At 32.9% G+C, this 24,023-nt stretch carries 17 protein-coding genes; 11 read left to right on the forward strand and 6 right to left on the reverse strand.

Annotated features, from left to right (window positions below; genetic code table 11):
* From H0Z29_08860 to H0Z29_08905, 10 genes are all read left to right on the forward strand, one after another.
* Positions 1-308 (forward strand): hypothetical protein (locus H0Z29_08860; protein ID MBO8131608.1); only part of this gene is annotated, 308 nt, incomplete at its 5' end.
* Complete coding sequence (cmr4, locus tag H0Z29_08865; GenBank protein MBO8131609.1) at positions 301-1,254, forward strand: type III-B CRISPR module RAMP protein Cmr4; 954 nt, start codon at positions 301-303, stop codon at positions 1,252-1,254. The genes H0Z29_08860 and cmr4, both read left to right, overlap by 8 nt.
* Position 1,255: 1 nt before the next feature.
* Positions 1,256-1,669 (forward strand): type III-B CRISPR module-associated protein Cmr5, encoded by a 414-nt coding sequence (gene cmr5 / locus H0Z29_08870; GenBank protein ID MBO8131610.1) that lies wholly within the window; start codon positions 1,256-1,258, stop codon positions 1,667-1,669.
* 3 nt (positions 1,670-1,672) lie between these two features.
* On the forward strand, positions 1,673-2,704 hold the full coding sequence (gene cmr6, locus H0Z29_08875) for a type III-B CRISPR module RAMP protein Cmr6 (protein ID MBO8131611.1): 1,032 nt from the start codon (positions 1,673-1,675) through the stop codon (positions 2,702-2,704).
* Positions 2,705-3,153: 449 nt separating this feature from the next.
* Positions 3,154-3,960: a hypothetical protein gene (locus H0Z29_08880; GenBank protein ID MBO8131612.1), complete on the forward strand. Its 807-nt coding sequence runs from the start codon at positions 3,154-3,156 to the stop codon at positions 3,958-3,960.
* 482 nt (positions 3,961-4,442) lie between these two features.
* Positions 4,443-6,455, forward strand: a complete 2,013-nt coding sequence (locus H0Z29_08885) for a hypothetical protein (protein MBO8131613.1) — start codon at positions 4,443-4,445, stop codon at positions 6,453-6,455.
* Between the two features lie 107 nt (positions 6,456-6,562).
* A complete protein-coding gene (locus H0Z29_08890) occupies positions 6,563-8,203 on the forward strand; it encodes a peptidase (protein MBO8131614.1) in 1,641 nt (546 codons plus the stop codon).
* A gap of 99 nt (positions 8,204-8,302) precedes the next feature.
* On the forward strand, positions 8,303-10,552 hold the full coding sequence (locus tag H0Z29_08895) for a response regulator (protein MBO8131615.1): 2,250 nt from the start codon (positions 8,303-8,305) through the stop codon (positions 10,550-10,552).
* Between the two features lie 8 nt (positions 10,553-10,560).
* A complete protein-coding gene (locus H0Z29_08900) occupies positions 10,561-11,238 on the forward strand; it encodes an MGMT family protein (protein ID MBO8131616.1) in 678 nt (225 codons plus the stop codon).
* A gap of 2 nt (positions 11,239-11,240) precedes the next feature.
* Positions 11,241-13,160, forward strand: a complete 1,920-nt coding sequence (locus H0Z29_08905) for a peptidylprolyl isomerase (protein MBO8131617.1) — start codon at positions 11,241-11,243, stop codon at positions 13,158-13,160.
* A gap of 2 nt (positions 13,161-13,162) precedes the next feature.
* Here the strand turns inward: H0Z29_08905 and H0Z29_08910 are convergent, their stop codons facing one another.
* From H0Z29_08910 to H0Z29_08935, 6 genes are all read right to left on the reverse strand, one after another.
* Positions 13,163-15,925 carry a hypothetical protein gene (locus tag H0Z29_08910; GenBank protein ID MBO8131618.1) on the reverse strand — a complete coding sequence of 921 codons (2,763 nt, stop codon included), beginning with the start codon at positions 15,923-15,925 and terminating at the stop codon, positions 13,163-13,165.
* Entirely contained in the window at positions 15,922-17,937 is a 2,016-nt protein-coding gene (gene ligA / locus H0Z29_08915; protein ID MBO8131619.1) for an NAD-dependent DNA ligase LigA, read from the reverse strand. Before ligA ends, H0Z29_08910 begins: the two co-directional genes overlap by 4 nt.
* A gap of 18 nt (positions 17,938-17,955) precedes the next feature.
* Positions 17,956-18,717: a slipin family protein gene (locus H0Z29_08920; protein ID MBO8131620.1), complete on the reverse strand. Its 762-nt coding sequence runs from the start codon at positions 18,715-18,717 to the stop codon at positions 17,956-17,958.
* Between the two features lie 15 nt (positions 18,718-18,732).
* The gene (locus tag H0Z29_08925; GenBank protein ID MBO8131621.1) at positions 18,733-20,061 is read right to left on the reverse strand and encodes a nodulation protein NfeD; all 1,329 of its coding nucleotides are present in this window, start codon (positions 20,059-20,061) and stop codon (positions 18,733-18,735) included.
* Positions 20,062-20,132: 71 nt separating this feature from the next.
* Complete coding sequence (locus H0Z29_08930) at positions 20,133-21,449, reverse strand: hypothetical protein (GenBank protein ID MBO8131622.1); 1,317 nt, start codon at positions 21,447-21,449, stop codon at positions 20,133-20,135.
* Positions 21,446-22,438, reverse strand: a complete 993-nt coding sequence (locus tag H0Z29_08935) for a hypothetical protein (GenBank protein ID MBO8131623.1) — start codon at positions 22,436-22,438, stop codon at positions 21,446-21,448. Before H0Z29_08935 ends, H0Z29_08930 begins: the two co-directional genes overlap by 4 nt.
* Positions 22,439-22,607: 169 nt before the next feature.
* On the opposite strand from H0Z29_08935, the gene H0Z29_08940 reads away from it, so the two are divergent.
* On the forward strand, positions 22,608-24,023 hold the full coding sequence (locus tag H0Z29_08940; GenBank protein MBO8131624.1) for an LptF/LptG family permease: 1,416 nt from the start codon (positions 22,608-22,610) through the stop codon (positions 24,021-24,023).

The following is a 24,023-nucleotide window of genomic DNA, read 5'->3' on the forward strand; positions in this document are numbered from 1 at the left end:
TTATGTCTTTTTGTGAGGTATATTATATACATGAAGAGTTTGATGATGTAATAGTATTCCCTCCTCTGTTTTATATACCAAAAAATAAAGAGAGAGAACTTCTAGAAATACTTAAAAAGAAAAGCATGGAAGATGATATTAAATATGAAATGTTAGAAAATAAATATTCGAAAGAGATAGAAAGACTGGAACATTATGGACTTATAGTAAGGGAACTGGATAGATCGACGGGAAAATTTAGCAGAATAAATATAACTAATAGAGGAATTTTATACTTAGAACTTACAAAGGAGGAAGGATATGTATAGAAAGTTTTCACCATTAATTTTAATTGCAGAAAGTCCTATCCATGCAGGTAGCGGTTCTGAGTTGGGAATTGTGGATTTACCAATACAGAGGGAAAAATACACAAATTTCCCGAAAATTGAAGGATCAGGACTTAAAGGATGTATAAGGGAGGCTTTTAGGTTTTCTAAAAAGGAAGCAAATGTAGAGTCTTCTCTAGAAAATATGAGTAATGATGATCTTATATCTCTGGTATTTGGTCCAGAAGAGGGAGATGCGCACGCTGGTTCAATTGCTTTTACTGACGCTAAAATTTTATTATTCCCTGTAAAGTCTTTAAAGGGTGTTTTTGGCTGGATTACTTGTCCGATGGTTTTGAATAGGTTTGTTGAAGATATGAAATTTGCTGACAAGGTAGATAGTATAAAGGAATGGAATTTAGAAAAAATCAGGTATACAGTACCGGAAGATTCGGACCTTGTTATTTTTGGAGATAGAATTGTTCTTGAAGAGTTTACTTTTAAAATAGAAAAAAGTAATAAGACAAGCAAAGTAGCAAGCATACTTTCTAATATTGTTTTTAATGAAGATACGGCATATGAGTATTGGAAGGATAAGTTAAGGAAAAACCTTGTAGTACTATCTGACGATGACTTTCAACAATTTGTAACACATTCAACTGAGGTCATTACCAGAACAAAGATTGATTCTGAAACTGGTACTGTTCAAAGTGGTGCACTTTGGACGGAAGAGTATCTACCTCAAGATAGTATTCTTTATTCAATTGTAATGACTACACCTGTTAGAGTTAAAGAAGAGAAGAAAGGGCCCTTTAAAGGAGAGAATCCAGATGAAGAAGCAGAGAAAGTTATGAATTTCTTCAAATTGAAAGTACCTGAGGTCATTCATCTTGGTGGAAACCAGACCATAGGAAAAGGTATTGTAAGAATAAAGCTATTGGAGGATTAAAATGGGTGAGAAAGGGAATATTATATATAAAATTGAAAAAGGGAGAGCGGAGTTTGCTTATAAATGTGTTGAGGATGTTATAAAAAAATCTGATCAAAAGAAGAAAAAAGAATATCAATCTCATGTAAAAAGAATTCCACAGATGATACTTTCAAATGGGCTTGGGCAAACACTTGCTTTTATTAAGGCCAAATCTAAAAAAGGGAATTCTTATGATTTAATTTACAAGCAATTAACTGACTATATGAAAAGTGATTGTACTTCTAGAATATCTATGCCAGATAATGAATCGGATTTAATAGAATGGGTTATCTCTTGTGATTCAATTGATTATAGATATATTACTCAGGAAGTAATTGCATTTTTAGGCTGGCTCAGAAGATTCGTAGAAGGATTGATAAAGGAGGATAATTAAATAATGAATATAAAAAAGAGAATAGAGGAATCCTCTAGGAATTATAAATTTTTTAATTGTAGGGATACATCTGAAATTCTCTATTCTTTGATTAATATGAAAATAGTGCGGAATGGGAGAAAGATAGATTGGTTTTATGAGTTTCCTCAAAGTTTTGAGAAAAATATCCATCTTCTTTTTGGTAGATTGATACCAAAAAGCAGTATTTCTGAAAATGAAAATAAGGATAAGTATCTGGAGCTTGTTATAAGAGAATTTGATAAAATGAAAAATAGTATTATACCCAGGATAGTGGCAAGACAGAAAAGGGTCATAAATCATTTGAAATATTCAGGATATGAGAGTAAGAATTTTGTTCTTTTATGTCCCTGGAGACTTGTCATTGGCCTTGGATCTTCTCATCCACAGGAAACATCTATGACTTTTCATCATATTTATGGAATACCGTATATACCTGGAAGTGCGATAAAAGGAGTTACAAGATATTGGTTATTATTGAAAATTTATGAGGAAATTGGTTTAACTTATTTTGGACAGATAAAATCTCTTGAAAATATTCTTGAATCAGCTGAATTGAATAATAAAGATGAAAGGCTGGATGAATGGGATTTTGAAAAAAAGTTTAGGGTAGAGGAAATCAAAAGGGATAGAGATGAGACATCATTAAAATTTTATGATTTTTTAAAGCAAAGACAGGATTGTATTAAAGAATTTCAGAATATTTTTGGTACTCAGAATCATAAGGGTGAAATAATATTTTTTGATGCTTATCCAATAGAAGAAGTAAACCTTAAAGTTGATATAATTAATCCCCATTATTCAAGCTATTACGATGGGAAAGAACCACCAGCAGATTGGCAGGATCCTGTACCTATTAAGTTTTTAACAGTTGAAAATACGAAGTTCCTATTTCATCTTGCAAGTAAAGAAAATAATTTGCTACAAAAGGCTGAAAACTACCTTAAAGAAGCTGTCAAGGAATACGGAATTGGGGCTAAAACTTCTCTTGGTTATGGAATTTTTAGAGAAGAATAATGCCTACCCCTCTATGCCCCTACAACAGGTTTCCAAAATTTAGAGATTAAGATTGCGTAAAGGTTGTTGTAAGTAGTAATTTAGGCAGTTGGGGGGAGTGTCCATTCAGATGAGAAATTGAAAAAAGCGAGCAAGCTATCAAGCCAGTCTCTATGAGACCCTCCGAAGGAGTTCTATCGAACCTTCGGGGCAAGCCAGCAAGCAAGTAAAGTTGTATTGCTATTTTTGAGGAAAATATAACCAGTGAACAAGCTAACAAGCTTGCAAGCCTTTAAGCCTGCTAGCTATTAATGTTTTAAGCCTACTTATTTTGATTAAAAAAGCAGGGTGTGTAAAACACTGGAGGAAAACTTCATTACCCAATACCAAAGATATAAAATTGTATTATTCTACATGAAAGATTACATTTTGATTGTGAATGTATTTTGGTAAATATAATAGGGGAGGGGATGTATGAGAATCAATTCATCAAATCTTTTTATTTCTTCAATGATTTTTTCCTTATTTTTATGGTATCTTCGTGTTCAATCATAGTGGACTCTGTGATTAGAGGTGTTGAAAAGGGTGTAAGTCAGACAGTTGAAAAGAAAGTTGAAGAAGCTGTTTATTCCGGACTTGCTCCGAAGAGCGATATACCTAAACCTGCGACTGCACAATGGGGGCGATTTATGGCTTTGCAGGCACAGGTGCTTTTTTCATATACCTTTTCACCAGGTGGTTATTGGGTAGGTAAGATAGTATTTAGTCCAGGAGAATATGTTAAATATGAAATGTCTGAAAATGATGGATCAAAGGTTATTATTGAAAAAGCATTTTTAAAGAAACTTGACAATAGAAACCGATGGTGGAGAATTTCGTGGGTAAGCGGTGATGAGACATGGATATATGAAGCTTTACTCTCACCCGCTGAACAAAGAATTGTTCGCCTGAGAGCACGCGATACTAATAGGAATGAGGGTGAGGTACCTATCATCGAAAAGATTGTATATATACAGCCAGCAAAGATTACAGATGAAAGTATACAGGGTGCTACTGTTGGAAAGGAAGTAGTTGAAACGCCTGCTGGTAAGTTTGAATGCGATTATGTGGTATTCGTGTCTGTTTCCAGTGAAGGCAAGATTGAGTGGTGGATAAATGACAGTATACCCGGGGGTGTTATTAAATACATGTTGACTGATAATGAAGGAAAAGTTGCCTGGTCAGCTGTGCTAAAGGAATATGGTAAAGGTGCAACTATTGTTCTGGAATCATATTAGTTATTTCCAAAACGTTATATTATTCTGATGAAATAAATACTGATTTGTGGGTAAAGCTTTTCAATATTTCCATAGAAAATTCAGGATTACATAAAGAACTAAAAAGAATAGTAAAATGGCGAGGGTAATCTGCATACCAGGTGACAATCTTATTATTGAATTTCGTTTTTTTCTTTTCTTCTTTATTTTTCTTCTATTAGAACTTCCATTATCCATTTTAATAAATTTCCCTGCATTTTCTATTTTTAATACATATAAAACTTAGAAAATAAGCCTGTCTAAAAACCATCTTATAATTATTAATATAAAGTGAAAATAACATGTTGAATTTAAAATTATCTTTTAAATATCAAAAGATAATATCGTCTTTTTAAATTAATCGTGGATGTAATCACTTTCTTTATCGATATTATTTTTAATAATTGAAAATATTGAAATATAAGTTTAATTTCACTGTCAATAAAATCATTGTGAGGGAGGCTATGAAGCGAGCGATTTTTTTCATTATAATCTCAATTCTATTATTGATCATATCATGTCCTAAGAAAGAAATCAAAAGTTTTGAAATTGCTCCGGTTTTCTCTGACAATATGGTTCTGCAGAGAAATATGGAAGTAAAAGTTTGGGGTTGGGGTAGTCCAGGTGATAAAGTAGTGGTTGAAATTGCAGGTCAAAGTTATGAGACAGTTGTTAATAAGAATGGTGAGTGGTCAGTAAATTTAAATAGAATGAAGGAAGGTGGACCGTTTGTACTAAAAGCGTTTTGTGGGAAGGATACAATCTCAGTGAAAAATGTAATGATTGGTGAGGTGTGGTTGTGCTCAGGTCAATCCAATATGGAGATGCCTCTAATTGGCTTTCCACCGAAGGATACCATTAAAAATGCTCAAGAAGAGATAAAAAATGCCGATTATCCTGAGATAAGGTTATTGACGGTAAATCGCCATGTATCATTTGCTCATGAATATAAATTTTCAGGACAATGGAAAGTATGTAATCCTGAGAATGTTAGGAATTTCAGTGCCACTGCCTATTTCTTTGGAAGAGAGTTGTATGAGAATTTAGGTGTTCCCATTGGACTGATTAGTTCCAGCTGGGGAGGTACTCCTATAGAAGCATGGACGGGTGCTAATTGCCTATCCAGTGTTGAGGGATTTGAAGATATAGTAGATCGGATTGAAAAAGGCAGCAATGAATATTTTGTGCTGAAGAATTGGTGGGAAAAATTGAAGAAAATAAATGTGCCGTCTGATGATACCTTCTGGGCAAATCTAGACCTTAACTATGAATTATATATCGATGAAAAAACAGAAGGATGGTATGAGATAGATCTGCCCACACTATGGGAGAGTTCCGATCTTGGTGAGTTTGATGGAGTCGTATGGTTTAAGAAAATTGTTAATCTGCCATCAGAATGGATGGGAAAGAAGCTTGTCATTGAACTTGGTCCAATTGATGATATGGATAGGACGTTTTTTAATGGATTCGAGATTGGAAGAATTGAGAAAATGGGATACTGGCAGGAAAAGAGGAGATATGAAATCCCGGCAGATATTGTAAGAAAGAACAATGTAATTGCTGTTAGAGTAATAGATACCAGAGGAGGTGGCGGAATTTATGGTTCAAAGGAAGATATGAAAATATATCCATTAGACAACCCGAATGATTACATTTCAATTAGTGGTGCATGGTACTATAAACCTGTTGCGGAATTTGTGAACAATACCTTATATGTATTTGGTAAGGGAGATAAATCTTTTGAATCCAGACCGAAGTTAACTCTAAATCTTACCCCGTACACTCCATCGACGCTTTTTAATGGGATGATCTATCCTCTTGTAAGATTTCCAATAAGAGGCGTTATATGGTATCAGGGTGAGTCAAATGTTGGTAATGCCAGTAAATATTTTTCACTTTTTTCTACAATGATTAATTGCTGGAGAAAATTCTGGGGTTATGATTTCCCGTTTTATTTTGTTCAAATAGCTCCGTACAACTATGGTGGGGGGTCGCAGTCTCAACTGCTTAGGGAAGCTCAGTTAAAAACAATGCTGGCGGTTGAAAACACAGGTATGGTTGTTACAACCGATATAGGAGATGATGAAAATATCCATCCAGCTAATAAGCAGGACGTTGGAAAAAGACTTGCATTATGGGCACTTGCAAAGACATATGGATTTATGGACATTGTTTGCTCGGGTCCAATATACGAAAGAATTGAGATTGAAGGTGATAAAATCAGAGTATTTTTCAAATATGCAAGGAATGGGTTGATATATAAACCAGAGGATGGGAAATCTTATTTCCAGATAGCTGGAGAAAATAGGGTGTTTTATCCTGCTGAGGTGAAAGTTGAAGGTAACACTTTGATTGTCTTTAGCGATAAAGTCAAGAATCCAGTAGCAGTCCGATATGGATGGTGCAATACTCCACATGCGACTATATTCAATAAAGAAGGGCTACCTGCTTCTCCATTCAGGACAGATAGCTGGTAATATTTTTGTCCGATAACAATTGATTTGTAGTGAGAGGTAATTTTTTATCAAAATAGAGTAGAAAGGAGATTATCGTGTGTAATTTTCTAAACTTAGATAATACTTTTATAAAATCTCTTACGTTAGTATTGATACTAATGTTTTTATTTTCCTGTTCAAAAAAGATAATAACAAGTTTGGCTAAAAGGGAATATGTAGAGCATCAGTTAAAAAGATTGTCACCAGTACATATTAAGTTTGATCGGAATTCGGCTACAGAGAATGATATTAAGGTAATTAGAAAATTAGCTGAAGCTGCAAAAATAATCGATGAGCTATTTCTACTACAGGTTTATGAGAATAATCCAAGGATCAAAGGAGAATTGGAAGGAAATCCTGAATATGCACCTTACCTTGAATTGTTTAATATTATGTTTGGTCCATGGAATAGAATTGATGGGGATAAACCATTTATTAATAATATTGAAAAGCCACTCGGTGCGGCTTATTATCCTGAAGATATGAGTAAAAAGGAATTTCTGAACTATATCAAGGAAAATCCCGATCAGCGAAAATTATTTGAATCCAATTTTACAGTAATCAGAAGGCGTAATGTTATGCTGGTTGCCATACCCTACCATGAATATTACAGAGATAAAGTTGAATCAATTGCAAAGCTTCTAAAAGAAGCTGCAAGCATAACCAATGATTCGAGCTTGAAAAAGTACCTGAACCTGCGTGCTAAAGGGTTTCTTACTGATGATTATTATGAAAGTGATTTAGCCTGGATGGATCTGAATGGGAATCTTGAGGTTGTTATTGGTCCATATGAGGTATATGAGGACAAACTCTTTGGTTATAAAGCAGCTTATGAGGCTTTTATCTGTGTTGTTGATAAAGAAGAGAGCGAAAAACTTAAGATTTTTCAAAATTATATTTTTGAGCTTGAAAATAATCTGCCGATACCAGATAAATATAAGAGTTTTAAAAAAGGTAAATCCTCACCTATAAAAGTGGTTAATGAAGTATTTTCTGCCGGTGATACAAAAGCTGGCATACAAACAACTGCATTTAATTTGCCAAACGATGAAAGGGTACGTAAAGCTAAGGGCTCTAAGAAGGTAATGTTGAAGAATATAGCTGAAGCAAAATACGAAAAATGCTGGATTCCTATTGTTCAGAGGATTTTGGCAGAGAAGCCTCTTCAAAATGTTTCATTTGATGCATATTTTAACCATGTCTTACTGCATGAGATTAGTCATGGGCTGGGACCTGATTATATTAAGGTTGATGGAAATAATCGGATTACCGTCAGGAATAAATTAAAAGAACTGTATCCTATGATCGAAGAGTGTAAAGCTGATGTACTTGGTATATATAATATGATTTACTTAATAGATAAAGGTGTTATCAAGGATATTAGCGATTATCAGGCTTTTTCAACCTATCTTGGAGGTATGTTCAGGTCAATTAGATTCGGTATTGATGAAGCTCATGGTGGCGGAGTGTTGATACAGTTCAATTATCTAATGAAAAAAGGTGCTATAAGTGTCAATAGAAACGGTAAGTTAGATTTTGATATGGATAGAATGAAGGAAGGAATAAGGTCTCTGGCAAATGAATTACTAGTAATTCAGGCGGAGGGTGACTATAACAGAGCGAAAAATTTTATTAATACATACAGGGTAGTTACGCCACTGGTCAAAGATATATTAATAAAGCTTGAAGATCTGCCGATAGATATTAAGCCGATATATCCTAAATTATAGAAGTGCTTACCAGTGTAATAATTGTTTGTGCTATTATATTTAAAAATTTAACTTAAATTAATTTTATTTTTGAAATTGTAGGCATATCAGGAATTATCAATGTCAAAAAGAATTAAAATACTTTTAATAGATGATAATCCTGACGATAGGATTATTGCGCGTAAATATATTATACAGGAACTGAGGGAGATTGAAATTACAGATGTTAGAAATAGGGAAGAATATAAAAAGGCGATAAAAAATTTTGACTATAATGTAGTTATAACTGATTATAAGCTGAACTGGGGAGATGGGCTTGAGGTATTAAAAGAAATAAAGCGCATTAATCCAGATATACCAGTTATTATGTTTACTTCTACAGGTACTGAAGAGATTGCGGTGAGTGCTATAAAAGAGGGACTTGATGATTATATAGTAAAATCATCGAAGCATTTTAAGCGACTTGCTCCATCTATAATTAATGTATTGAAAAGTAGTGAGGAGAGGAAAAGAGCCAGAGAGCTTGAAAGTTTATATCAGGAGTTATTTGAATTTGTCCCTGTTGGATTATTTAAAATCTCACTTGATGGAGAATTTATTGATGTGAATCCAGAATTTGTGAGGATTCTTGGATATAAAGATAAAAATGAATTGATAAGTAAAAAAATCAAGGATTTTCACCTTGACATCAATGATTGGCTGGACTGGAAAAGTGAAGTTGAAAAAAAATCGACTTTGGCGGGAGTTCAGGTTAAATTGCTAAAAAAGGTTGGTAAAGAGATTACAGTTTTGTTAAATGCTAGGCTAATTGAAAGCCAGCGAGGTGAATTATATATTGACGGCAGTATTCAGGATATTACCAAAATTATGGAATACAGCAAAAGATTAGAGAGAAGTGAAAAAAAATACGAAATGTTGTTTAATAATTCTAATGATATAATAATTCTTGTAAAGTATAATGAAGACACAGGAATGCTGGATATTATCGATATTAATGAAGCAGGGAGAAATTTCTTGGGTAATGCTAAAGTATTTAATGACATTGTTGAAGTTCCGTCCCATGTAGATTTGGACTTGGTTATAGATGAAGTATACAAAAATAGGAATGTGATATTTGAAGCAATGCTGAAAGGTACAGGTGACAGAAAAATACCATTTGAAATAAATGCCAGCCTGTGTTTACACGGCTCGGAAGTTTTTGTTTTTATGATCTGTCGTGATATAACCATGCGGGAAATATTAAAACAGGAAACAATTAAGGCTCAGAAACTGGAATCTCTTGGAATACTTGCAGGTGGGCTTGCTCATGATTTCAATAATATTCTTACTGTCATATTGGGAAATCTCTCACTTATAAAGCTGTTAAATAAAGATGAGTCTTTTAAGAAATATATTGCGGATATAGAAAAGTCAGTTACTCGTGCTCGGGAGATCACATCAAAACTCCTCACATTTTCACGAGGATATGCTCCCATAAAAAAGGTAACAACCATTGTCGATATTATAAAAGAATCAGCCGATTTTATCTTAAGTGGATCAAAGTCAAAAGTGGAAATAACATCTAACCAGAATTTATTTCCTGTAGAAGTGGATGTAGGACAATTTCATCAGGTATTCAACAATTTTTTTCTTAATGCTGATCAGGCTATGCCCGAAGGTGGGATTATAAGAGTAGATGTAGATAATGTCATTTTGCCTGTCAGTAGTCAAATACCTTTACCACCTGGTAAATACGTAAAAATTGAGATTGAAGATAAGGGTATTGGTATCCCTGACAATTTAGTCCAGAGAATATTTGATCCATATTTTACTACGAAAAAGAACGGGAGCGGTCTGGGGTTGACCACAGTTTATTCTATTGTAAAAAGTCATGGAGGTCATGTAGAAGTGAAATCGGAGGTGGGTAAAGGGACAACTTTCATTATCTATATACCTGCTACCACCCAAGAGGCGGAGGAGAAAGAAGAGGAGGTTGAGGAAATAGTCAAAGGATCGGGAAGAATCCTTGTTATGGATGATAATATTATGATTAGAAGGGTAGCAGGAGATATTTTGAGGCAACTCGGTTACTCGGTTGATTATGCCAGTGATGGTGACGAAGCTATTTTGAAGTATATAAAGGCAAAAGAGATGCGTAATCCCTTTGACCTTGTTATCCTTGATCTGACAATTCCCGGTGGCAAGGATGGTATCGAAACATTAAAAAATTTGTTGGATTATGATAAAGATGTTAAGGCAATCTTAGCAACTGGATATGCAGATAAGATTTCAAGGGAAGAGGCTGAAAATTTAGGTTTTTGTGACATTATTTTTAAACCATACAGTATCGCCAAGTTGAGTAAAGTGATTAAAAAGATACTCATCGATTGAGTTAAAATATGGGACACATTAGTTCTGAAGGTATTTTGAATATTTTAAATAAAAAATTATCGTTGAAGGATGAGGTAGAATTTTATAACCATTGGAGGAATTGTAATATATGTTTAAAACGAATTTCCAGCTATATGGACAAAATGCTTGAAAAAGGGCTGTATCAATCGGGCAGGAAAGCTAAAGTATTCTTACATTGCTTAGATGTTGATGCTCTGAATATTAAAATTTATATTTATTACAGTGTAGATTTTATATTGGCTATAAGTATAAATAGTAGCTGTTCTTTTTATAAAAGTGCTGTTGATGTAGGAAAAGAAATGTTTATCACTTGCCATGGGGATTTTCTGGATCAACTAAAATCGTATTTTAATCGGGGAACACCTATAAGATATAGTAAGTTTTACCTATATTTTGAAAATAGCGTTCTTGCCAGGAAAATATTATACTTTGTTTTTTTAATTCCCCATTCGATGACATCTTCATATCATGAGGTATCATGTATGGTTGGTCTGGAAAATGGAGCGAGATTTGTTGGTAGGGTTATGTCCAGAAATAGATTGCCCATTTTAATTCCCTGTCATAGGGTAATAAGGAAAGATGGGGCACTTGGAGGGTATTCAGCTGGTGTACAAATAAAAGAGAAGTTATTAGAACTGGAGAAAAGACATTTGGAAAGGGAATAGTGGTGAAAATTCTTAAACAGGGATTGTTTTTTACTTTATTCATTTTTCTTTTTCTGTGTATGTGTGAGCAATCTCAAGATGATCAATTAAAAGAATTATATAAATATTATATAGAAGGGCGGCTAGAGGATAAATGTAAGAAATTTCTTAGCAGCAAATTCCCTGAAGTTAAAAGCAGACTTGCGTATATATTATCGGCTGAGGCTGATACTTGTTATTTGAAAATATTAAGTGAGTTCATAAATGATAAGATAGCATCTGTAAGATTGGCATCTGCTTATAGTCTTGGATATGTTAATTCCTTCGAAGCCAGGAAGATTTTGTTTGAAAGATTTAATACTGAGTGGGATTACGATATAAAAGTGGAAATAATGAAAGCAATTGGTAAAATTGGTACGGAGGCTGATCTGAGATATCTGGTTCTAGAAAATTATCCAGAAGATGATTTACTATTTGAGTCACTTTATTACTTTTTCGCTCGTGGTATATACACCGAAGGAAGAATAAACTTTTTAATAAATACAATTGTAAATGGCTCTTATAATAATAAAAAATTAGCATTGAAGATTCTGTCAGAAGCCAAAATCCCTGGAATAAGTTTTAATCTCAAACCAATATTTAATGAATTGTTAAAAAATGATTTTATGAAATTTTCTCCTCTTATAATCCCTGTCGCAACAAAATTTAACCAGGTTGATAGTAATATTATAAATACTGTTATCTCTATTAGCAATAAGAATAGTTTACTTAGATTTATGAGGTACGCTAATAGCTACAAAAGGTATAAAAAATTCTGGAATTATTGTCTTGGATCTGATGACGAGGTAATAAAATCGAAGGCAATTTACTTTTTATCAAAAAACTGCCGTGATATAGATTTGGAATTAGTAGAACGTATAGAAAATATTTATAATAATTGCGGAAATTTAGATGTTAGATTATCATCTATTCAATTTTTAGCTTCGGTTTATCCTGATAGTTTGTTATTTGTCTTGTATAATGAATGTTTGCGAGAGGATTATTTGCCATATTTTCTTTCTGGACTATCCATCAGAGAGGATAGTCTTGGTTTTTACTTTTTTAAAAAGATATTGAATTCAATCGACAATAGAACTAAATACTTATCTTATAATCTTTTAATGAATTATTTAACTAGAGATAGTTGTAATCAGGAAATTATTTCAAAGTATATCTCTTGGGGGTTGGAGAGAGAAAACCCCATTATCAATCTTATCGCGATTAATTCAATTGGTAAGTGCGGTTACTACAGTAATGAATTAACCCCAATTTTAGTTAATTTAATGAACGAAAACCTAAATAGAGGTTCGAGTTTTCTATTTTTCGCTACTTTATCTGATATTAGTAACTATATAAGTGCCTCAGCTATGTTTTCAATTAATAGGAGGCTATTTAGAGAGAATTTTGGATTATCATATAGAAATATAGAGGAAAAATTTATTGATAAAGATATAGTAAAAAGAATTGTTGATGAAAAAAGTTGTTATTATGTGAAAGTAAAAGCGGATAAAGGAGAAATAGTAATAAAGTGTGAAAGTGATTTTGCCCCTTTTTCTGTAAAGTTTTTTATAGATTCGATAAAAAAAGGTGTTTATAACAATAGTATTATAACCTTAGGCGATGATAATAATACTGTTATTTTCGGGGATACAACTTATGTTGGGTATACTTTCCCTGGAAGGATAATTAAAGTAGAACATTCCCCTTTAAAATTTAGCCGGAACTCCGTTGGACTATTAAATTATAACGGCGTTTATCAGTCTCATCAATTTTTTGTTACTCTTTCTGATAACGCCAACCTGGATATGGAATTTACAAGAATTGGAGAAGTAATAGAGGGATTCGAAGTGTTATACAGATTAAATAATTATGAAAAAATAAAAACAGTAGAAATTATTGATTAGTACTATTTGAGTTTAATATCAGTTGAAATAATAAATCTGGCTTTGAATTTGTTTTCATTTTTCGGTGGATGCGATATGAAGATCGGAGAGAACACGCCTATTTTTATATTTTCAAATAGATTTAATCTAATTCCTAACCCTGCATCAGACATCATATCGTTTATATGTATCTTATTAAACTGCTTCGGGATAATGCCAAAGTCGGTGAAAATAAGAATATCCAGGTCTATCATATTGTATAGAAATAAATTGTATATAAATTCATTATTGGTTGTTAAAATGTTTTTCCCGCTTAGGTTTCTTTTGCCATAACCTCTCATATCACCAGAACCCTTTATTTGGTAAAAATTACTAAGCAATGTATTTTCGAAAGTGTTTTTCCCGAAGATATAAAATAGGTTTTGTTTTGGCACTACACCTATAATATTCCCAAAAAATATTCTGTTAAAGCTCCATATTCTTCGAAATATTTTATATCTAAGCTGTAAGTCCATGCTGTATTTCCTATAATTAAATTTACGGTCATTTATGCATGGAGTAAATTCATAGTTTATAATAAGCATATGCCTGAGCACAATCCAGTTATGGTAATTAATAAATTGTACATTTATTGAATTATATCTTCCTGTTTCCCATTTATTTGCATCTAAATATTTCAATGATTTTACACGGGTTTTGCTGTAAGTTAATAGTAATTTTTTGTACCCATGAATTTTACCGAGAAGCAGATAGCCGATTTCTCCTAAATAGTAATCTGTTGATATTGAAACATTTTCAACATTATTTGTACTTTTAAAATTAAAATCAATACGCGGAGATCCAGGAATTATAGGGATTGCTGTACTGTAGCCTATGCTGTAACCGGGAAGTTTACTCAGTATACCATAGTTAAGATTTATATACCAGTCGTTTCTTTCTTCTGAAGGTAGCAATGGTCTTAAACCAATCCAGTGTGATCCTTTGAATGTAACGCCAATTCGAATATATTCTTTTCTATTGAACTTGATGTCAGGATAAAAAATGATATGATAAGCTTCAGGTTTTGGTATAAGGTAGAATGGAGTAATATGTATTTTCCGTGGCAAGTAATTATCTCTGAAATATACTTCATGGTAGCTATTGTCTGGATTTACTTCAATTGAACTTATGGGTTGTGTAGTAACTACTATTAAGGTGTCTCTATATGGTTTGAAATCCTTAGTTAGGTTAATCTTTTCCTTACTATTTTGTGACTTAATTCTGATATCTATTGGTATAGTTGCATTATAATTTTGACAGACAATAATTTTATTTATGAATTTATTATTTGATTTTTCTACAAGGAGCTTATTTATTCTTATGTTGAACTTTTTATTGCTTTTGAATACCTCATCAATTAAGGACGCCTGAGCTGAATCGCTTATCTGTTTAAAGTACTTTATCAATTCAATATGTTGATTTTTATATGAGTTGGTTGCGAAGTATGAGCTGAGCATACTGTAAAAATTTTTATCTCCTATTATGTTTTTGAATGTTTTTAATTTGTCATAGTATTGTATAGCTATAAGTTCCTTAGTGAAAGGTAGGAGATTTTTGCTTGAAACAAGAGTATGGCTAGTATTAAAGTTATAGAATTTTTCTATATTGGGTATGATGTATGTAAAAAATCTAAATTTCAGCATCGTTTTAAAGTCCTTGGATTTTTTTATAGGGAATTTAGATAAATAGTTCTTTACTAGTAACAGTTTCAAAGCCTCTATTATAAAATTATCCTCACTAGTCTGCATTTTTGTCTTTACATACTGTGTGGTTATATAAAACAGGTAATTTTCAATTGAAGGTATGAAGCTGTTGGTAATTTTTTGAATTTCAGTCTCGGGGACAAATATTAAGCCAGTTTCAAAGTGGTAGTTTTTGTTGCTTACAGGGATTATTATCAAATGTTTCTCATTGAGGTTTATGTTTTTATTAAGCCATGTAACATAATCATTTGTTATTTTAATTAATTTGGTAACAGAACTTGTACGTTGTTTATTTTTATGAAAGTATTTTACAATGTCTGATTGGGTAATTGTCGAAAGCCTTCTTGTTTTTGAAAGAATTACAGTAAAACTTTTTGAAATACACTCTTTGAAATTAAAGATGTTTTTCCTTTCTTCTTTATCAATAATCATTTCAGATGATCCTGCAATACTTACTTTCTTTGGAATTTCTGCCGAGACTTTAAATATATTGAATGTAGGTAATTCTTTCTGATTCCAACGTATATAGGGATAAAATCTGTTTAATATGGTAATATCACCATACTTTACAGGTAATTCTATAATCTGCCCTACAGGTATTTGTATACTGTATTTTATTTTGATACTTATCGTATCGTTGTAACCTCTAGCAGTGATAAAAATGGTCGAATCGTTTAAAAAATTATATGTGCAGGGTTTATTATTTAATAAAAGATCCGTGATTGTGTATTTTATTGGGCTTTCAAGCCGGGATTGGACTTTTTCAAAATATGATGACTTTGTTGATGAATAACTGAAGAATGGGAATGTTAATAAGACTCGATTATGATGAGAATAATAAGATGGCATTTTTATGTATGCCTCTATATCAAGATTGCTTAGTGTTGAATCAATTTTTATAAAAATATAGTAGAGAGGATATTCCTCTGGTGGTGTAGTTTGACTATTTATTTTTAATGTTACCAGTAATAGTATTAGAACAGTTAGATATTTTTTTTGTGAAATAAAATTTACAAAAGCTGTTTTTATATATGAATATTTCACTTGGATTTAAGTTTATCTATTAATGACAAAAATTCCTGTTCGCTGATTATTTTTACCCCGAGTTGTAATGCTTTTGTATATTTTGAGCCCGGATTTTCGCCAACTACAACATAATCGGTCTTTTTGCTTACGGAATTGGATGGATTTCCACCGAGTTTTCTGACGAGTTCCTGAGCCTCTTCCCTTGTCATACTGCTTAATGCGCCTGTGAAGACGAAGGTTTCTCCAGCAAGTGGTTTTGCAGTTTCTTCTTTCTCTGGTTCTTTAATTTTTACACCACCTTTAATGAGCTTTTCTGTGGTTTCTAAGTTGGATTTTTCTTTGAAGAAATTGTAGATGCTTGAAGCCACTAATGGACCTATGCCCTCTATTTTTTCCAGTTCTTCAAGTGTTGCATTTTTAAGTTTTTCCAGCGACCCAAAGTGATTAGCAAGAAGATTTGCAGTGTGTTCGCCCACATTTGGAATACCGAGAGCATATATGAAGCGTGCGAGTGTGGTTTCTTTACTTGATTTTATTGCATCAATTATATTCTGAGCTGATTTATCTGCCATCCTATCCAGTTTAAGTATATCCTCTTTATTTAGAAAATATAAATCAGCAATGTCCTTTACAAGTCCTTTATCAACAAGCTGTTCAATAATTTTAGTACCAAGTCCCTCTATATTCATAGCTCTTTTGGATGCAAAATGCTCAATTCCTCCTTTTATTTTTGCAGGGCAGTTGATATTCTGACATTTGTGAGCAGCTTCTCCCTCAATTCGTCTTACGATTCCACCACAGACAGGGCATCTACCAGGGATATTATATGTCTTTTCATTGCCAGTTCTTCGTTCTTTTATTACCTTTACCACCTCTGGTATAACGTCACCAGCTCTTTTTACAAATACCCAATCACCAATTCTGACATCTTTTCTGTCTATTTCATCCTGGTTATGTAAAGTAGCGCGAGATACAATTACTCCGCCGATGTTTACCGGTTTTAGTATTGCCACTGGAGTTATTATACCAGTCCGACCGACGCTTGATTCTATATCAATGATCTGAGTTACTTCATACCTTGGTTTGAATTTACCTGCGATAGCCCACCTTGGACTACGTGTCTTTATGCCCAATTTTTCCTGATGGCTAAAAGAATTTACCTTAATTACTATACCATCTATTTCATAGGGAAGTGTATCTCTAAGTTGTTCCATTTTTTGGTAGTAAGCGATGACTTCATCTTCATTCTTAGCAAGTGTTATATTAGGATTTACACGAAATCCCCACTTTGGAATAATTTTTAAGAATTCGTATTGTGATTGGAAGCTATATCCTTCACATACTCCAAGACTATAGCAGTATATTTTTAATGGTCGGGAAGCAGTAATTGAGGGGTCAAGCTGACGTAAGCTACCTGCTGCTGCATTCCTGGGGTTTGCAAAAAGTGGTTCACCGCTTTGTTCTCTTTCTTTATTTAATTTGTTGAAATTTTCTTTTTCTATATATACCTCACCACGAACTTCAAGAAGGGTTGGTATTGGTAATTCATCCGACCTTAAAGAGAGTGGGACTGATTTAATCGTTTTTAAATTCTGGGTTATATCCTCACCTGTAATGCCATCGCCCCTTGTGGACCCAGCGACAAAAATACCATTTTCATATACAAGCTCAACTGCTACACCGTCTATTTTTGGCTCACATACAAATGAAACGTCTTCTCCTGAAAGGTTTCTTTTTATTCTTTCAATGAATTCCCGTATTTCATTTTCATCCATTGCATTATCAAGACTTAGCATGGGGATTCTGTGTGTAACAGTTTTAAATTCCTCAAGTGGCTTTGCGCCAATTCTCTGGGTTGGTGAATCAAGAGTTATATATTCTGGATATTTTTCTTCTAATTCCTGTAATTCACGAAGGAGTCTATCGTATTCAGCGTCACTAATTGTAGGGTTATCAAGGACGTAATAGTTATAATTTGCTTCGTTCAAAATTCTACGTAATTCTTCTATTCGTTCCTTTACCCCACTCATTATATATTACCACAGTTATTATTTTTTCCCTTTTAATAAACCATCAATAAAAGGTTTGAATAGTTCTATAGGTATCGGGAAAACAGTAGTAGAATTGTTTTCAGCTGCTATTTCTCTAAGAGTTTGTAGGTATCTCAGTTGTACCGTAATGGGTTGTTTTTGCATTATTTCTGCTGCTTCCAGCAATTTGGTTGCAGCCTGAAATTCACCCTCGGCATTTATTATTTTGGCTCTTCTTTCTCTCTCGGCTTCAGCCTGCCTTGCCATAGCTCTCTGCATATCCTGAGGTAAGTCTACGTGCTTTATTTCTACTTGTGATACTTTAATACCCCATGGGTCAGTATGCTGGTCGAGTATTTGTTGTAAGTTGGTGTTTATTTTTTCTCTTTCTGATAATAATTCATCAAGTTCCGACTGTCCAAGGATGCTTCTCAATGTAGTTTGAGCCAGCTGACTGGTGGCGAAGAGATAATCCTCAACTTCCACTACAGCTTTTGCAGGGTCCATAACTCTAAAATATACTACAGCATTTACCTTAACAGAAACATTATCCTTAGTTATAATATCCTGTGGTGGTACGTCCATAACGACTGTTCTTAAACTTACCTTTACCATTTTATCTATTAAAGGGATCAGGAGTATCAAACCGGGTCCTTTTGCGCCGACAAGTCTTCCAAGTCTGAATATAACGCCCCTTTCGTATTCTTTAAGAATCCGAATTGCACTGGACAAAAGAAGCAAAAGGAAAATGATTATCGATATTATTGAAATCTGGCTCATTTTTGCCTCCATTTATTATGTTAATTTTTCCACTTTTAATACCATTTGGTCTATTCCAATAACTTTTATCTTATCTCCTTTATTTATTTTAATATTGGATTTTGCCTTCCAGTATTCCCCGTGTACGAGCACCATTCCTTCCTTATCAATATCGGTAATTGCAGAACCAACTGAACCTATTAATCCTTCACGTCCCGTTGAAACCTTCTTTTTATGTGTTTTTAACGCTAAAGAAAGTGCTAATATAAAAAGGATTGCTGTAATAACAACAATTGGGATTATTACCTGTAAAGAAACTGAGAACAATTGTTTTGGTGCTTCTTGTGTATTTATTAGCATCATTGATCCTATTATCATTGAAATTATACCCCCTATTGTTAATAAACCATAGCTTGTTATTTTTACCTCCAAAATAAATAGGATAATACCTATAGCAATTAGTGCAAGGCCGGCGTAATTTATCGGTAATATCTGAAAAGAGAAAAATGCAAGTATTAGGAATATCGCGCCTAATACACCTGGAAATATTGATCCAGGATTTGAAAGTTCGAAGAACAGACCATAAAAACCAAGGATTAGAAATAGATAAGCAATGTTAGGATCACTTATTGTATTCAGAATTTTAAAATGCCATCCTATAGGTCTTTCAACTATTCTGGCATTAGTTGTTTTTATTATTTTTACACTAGATTTTACTTTTACCTTTTTACCATTAATTCTGGCTATCAGATCTTCAGTATCGTTTGCTATTATATCTATAACATTTTTTTCGAGAGCTTCGGTTTCAGTTATTGATACGCTTTTACGAACAGCGTCTTCTACCCATTGTTCATTTCTGCCTCGTTCGTGTGCAATGCTTTTTATGAATGCAACTGCATCGTTTGTTACCTTTTCCATCATTGTTTTAGTGTTTGCTGAGTCGGGTTTTCCTCCAAAAATACCCCCACCACCAAGATTTACCGGGTGTGCAGCGCCAATATTAGTCCCTGGTGACATTGCGGCTATATGTGCTGCTACTGTTATAAATACCCCGGCAGATGCTGCTTGTGCACCACGAGGGTAGATGTAAACAACAATTGGGATATCACTATTTAGGAAACCTTTTATTATATCTCTCATTGAGCTCATTAAACCACCAGGGGTGTCAAGTTTGATAATCAGGCATTCAACTTTACTTGTATCTGCTTTATTTAGATTGGATAGAACGTATTTTGAAGCTATTGGATTTATAATACCATCATATTCCAATATCCATATTTCTTTCCCGGATAAGTTAACACAAATTATTGAAAGCATTATTACTGAAATTTTTATGGTTTTTGTTATCCTTCTCATTTTTACCATAGTAAAATATAATTTAATATTATTTCTTACTCAATAAAATAATATGAGCTATTTTATTTGGATATAGACTTTTACATATTAAGAACCGTTGTAATGTTGAATCTGTGTTTTTGTAATCTTTGACTTGTTTGAGTGCCAAAATAATAAATTTCGATTAAATCTTTTGAAGTTATAAATTTATAAGAAGTGATTATATCAAGATTTCCTATAGAAAATTTTATACCCATTGATATCTGATTTATATTTCTAAATTCGCTATTAATATCTTTATATGGTTTTGTTCTTAATTGATAATTGAAAAGGAAATCGACATTAGTGGTCGCATGAAATATTAATCCGAAATCTATATCGTATGTCTGTTTCAGATTCGATCTTATTTCTCTATTGATTCTCCTGTCTATTTTTACTGTGTCATTGTTATCATCTATTTCGTAGAGATTACTGAAAAATTTTATATCATTCCAGCTATGAAATGTGGTATTTAATGATAATTCGAGAGCGGTTGATTTATAACCAAATGATACAGAATATTCGATAGGATATTTCATTGAATAATCTGTTGTATCGGAATATGAGTTTAACAATAGGATGTTTTTATTATCATCTTCTATCACTCTTTCTTCAATTTTGAAATTCTCTGTCGAATTTAATTTTAAAGGTGAGGATATTCTTACACCATAAATAAAAGATTTATAAACGTACGTCATACCTGCTGTAATATTTCTCCCTGTATAGGTTGGTTCAATTTTTTCGATATAATTCCAGTAATAGTGAGCGTAAATATCAAGAGTATCAATCTCGTATCCATTGAAATCATAATTTCTATACCCATCATATTTGTTAAAGGATGCTCCGAGGAACAGATTTTTTCTGAACTCTACCGATGTTCCAATGCTAAGTACATATAATAAACCATTTTCAGAAATTGTATAGTTATTGTACACATTTTCAGTTCCGTTATTAACAGGATATATTCCTTCTGATTTTAATAGCATATCATAGTTTGATACAGAGAAATAGGATACCCCTATTGCAAGGTTCCCCCGATAAACCGGGACATCCCATATCACCCCTACACCTGAGAAATTTGAATAATCCGATTGTTTGAATGAACTATTTGCTATGCCATAGGGTTCAGCATATTGTTTTACAGTGTTATTTTGAAATGAGAAATATATTTGGCTTTTATTAATAAGAGCTAAATTTGCAGGATTTGTATAAAGGGATGAAATATCTCTTATGAGTGTTGCATTGCTATTAAAAACTGATGAATAGCCAATTTCGGGAGAAATATACTTAAAAGGTCTTAAAGCATCTTCAAAACTCTGACTATATATTAAGTTATATGTAATAACAAGTACACATAATACAATTTTTTTTATTTTCATTTCCTTCGTCTATTTATCTTTCCGGAACTTCTTGATCGATTCCGAGAAGATGATCCACTGGATGAAGAAGTGCTTATGGATGAACTGGGTGATGAAGATGATGATGGTCTGCTATATTCGGCTGTAGAAGTTCGGCGTATAGGAGGTGGTGATGGCGGATTGTAAATTCTACTTGGTCTATTATTTGGAGTAGATGGCGGACTGATTTTTTTCTGTTTCTCAATTCTTGAGACATTTTTCCGGTAATCCAGGGACCTTGGGGGTTCAATCTCCCCTTTTGGTTTTCTTAAAATACGGCTGGTTTCCTGATCATTTTCCTCATTTTTAAATGTCACATTACTTGCGGCTGCTTGGGATGTTAATGGTAGATATTTAATTGAAGTGTTTCTATCAACAGTCTGTTCAGTATAGTTCTTTTTTACCCTTGTAATTTTTCTATCTTCTTCACGTGCAAATTTACGTTTGCTTTTATATTTTTCCTTCCAGTCATATATATACGGAGGATAGAATGAATTGTAGTACGATGGATATCCGGAGTAATATGGATAATAGTATGGATTATAATAATTGTAGTAATATGAGTAAAAATAAGGATCATAAAAATATGGATTATAGAAAATAGGGGAGAATGGGTCGTAATACCAGTTGTAGAAGTATGAGCTTGCCAAATAAGGAGGATAACCCCAATTTAGGAAGCTGAAATAAAGATAGTTATAGTATCTGTTATAAGAATACCATGGATTATACCAGTTATGGTAAGCATATGGCGGATAGTAGAAATCATTCCAGTAACCGTATCTCAGTCCAAAAAAGAAGTTTGGATTGGTAAAGGCGTAATTGCTGTATTCGTTGTGTTCGTATTGTCTTTCCCTTTTTTCTTCCTGAACATATTGACCTTCTTTTTCTGTAGGTGGAAAAATCTTTGTATAGCAGCCAGTTATCATTATTATAAAAAGCGTTAATGTGAGTAATAAATAAAATCTTTTCATTTTATCACCAAGCTTTCTAATCTCAATATAATCATTTTTTTAATATATATCAACAAACCTAATTGTTTATACTAAATTACATTTATTTTGTTACATATTATTTAAAATTGGTTGTCATGGAGGTAAAAAATGATTATATGGATATAAGGAATATGCTTAAATTTATTTTGTGAAATATATAGTACTTGTAATTAAAAATATCGGCAAATATACCTTTGGTTGGATAGGCAGTAGATATATTTATAAGGAAATACTTTTTCCATTTTTTTATTCTATACTTGTTGTCACTTTTGTTTTACTGGTTAATTTTTTAGTAAGGACAGTTGATAAGTTGTTAGGAAAGGGTTTACCAATTAGTATTATTTTTGAATTTTTTTACTTAAATCTCGCTTGGATAATAGCGTTATCTGTGCCTATGGCTGTACTTGTAGCTACTCTGACAACTTATGGGAGGCTGGCTGAAGATAATGAAATGACAGCAATGAGAGCAAGCGGTATTAGTTTCTGGTCTATACTAACACCGGGAATAATTTTTGGAAGCGTTATGTGTCTCTTTATGATATATTTTAATGATAATATTTTACCAGATTTTAATCATAGAGCCAGGATTCTTGGAAGGGATATTTATAAAAAGCGTCCTGACCTTGATATTGAGCCAGGGTATTTTATAGAAAATATTTCAGGATATTCCATATATGTAAAAAGTAAAGAGGGTGATAAATTAAATCAGGTGGTGATTTATAGTTCCTCTGAGGGTGAGTATCAGGTCAATATTTATGCAAAATATGGTTTTATAAAAGTTGTGGGTAACTCTGTTATTTTTGATCTACACGATGGTGAGATACATGAGTTAAATCGCAACAATCTTGAAGATTATCGCATATTGAAATTTGATAAACATCGAATGGTATTGTCTATAGATAATCTTGTTCTTGAAAGATCTGATGTTGAGAGACGTGGTGATAGAGAAATGACTATAAAAATGATGATAGAGAAGATAGAAAAATATAATAATGAAAAGGAAAGGGTGAAAAATAAAATAATCTCAATGGTAAGTGAATACCTGCCTGAGGTTAAACACAAAAGCATGAAAGATTTAATTAAATTGATAAAGGAAAGGAAGGCTGAAATAAATAAGGGGAATCTGGATGTTCAAACGAGCAGATTTTTAAGTGTAGCTGGAAGGGTTATTGGTGAATTCCAGTTATATATGGTTTATCAGCGGCAGGTTAATAAATATCTGGTAGAAATACATAAAAAGTTTTCAATTCCCTTTGCATGTATAGTTTTTGTTCTTATTGGTGCACCATTGGGTGTTATGGTTAAAAAAGGTGGTATTTTTATGGGAGGGACGTTGAGCATAATTTTCTTTATTATTTACTATGTATTTTTGATTGGTGGGGAGGAGCTTGCCGATATGGCATACATCTCGCCTTTCTGGGCTATGTGGACTCCCAATATTTTACTTTTCATAATTGGATTATACCTTATTCACTATATAAGATGGGAGCAGAGAACCATTGAATTTAAATTCATTACCAATTTGTTAGCAAAATTAAAAATAGTTGTAAAAGAACAGGAGTGA

The sequence above is a fragment of the Candidatus Neomarinimicrobiota bacterium genome (assembly GCA_017656425.1).
GTDB lineage: Bacteria > Fidelibacterota > UBA2242 > UBA2242 > B5-G15 > JACDNV01.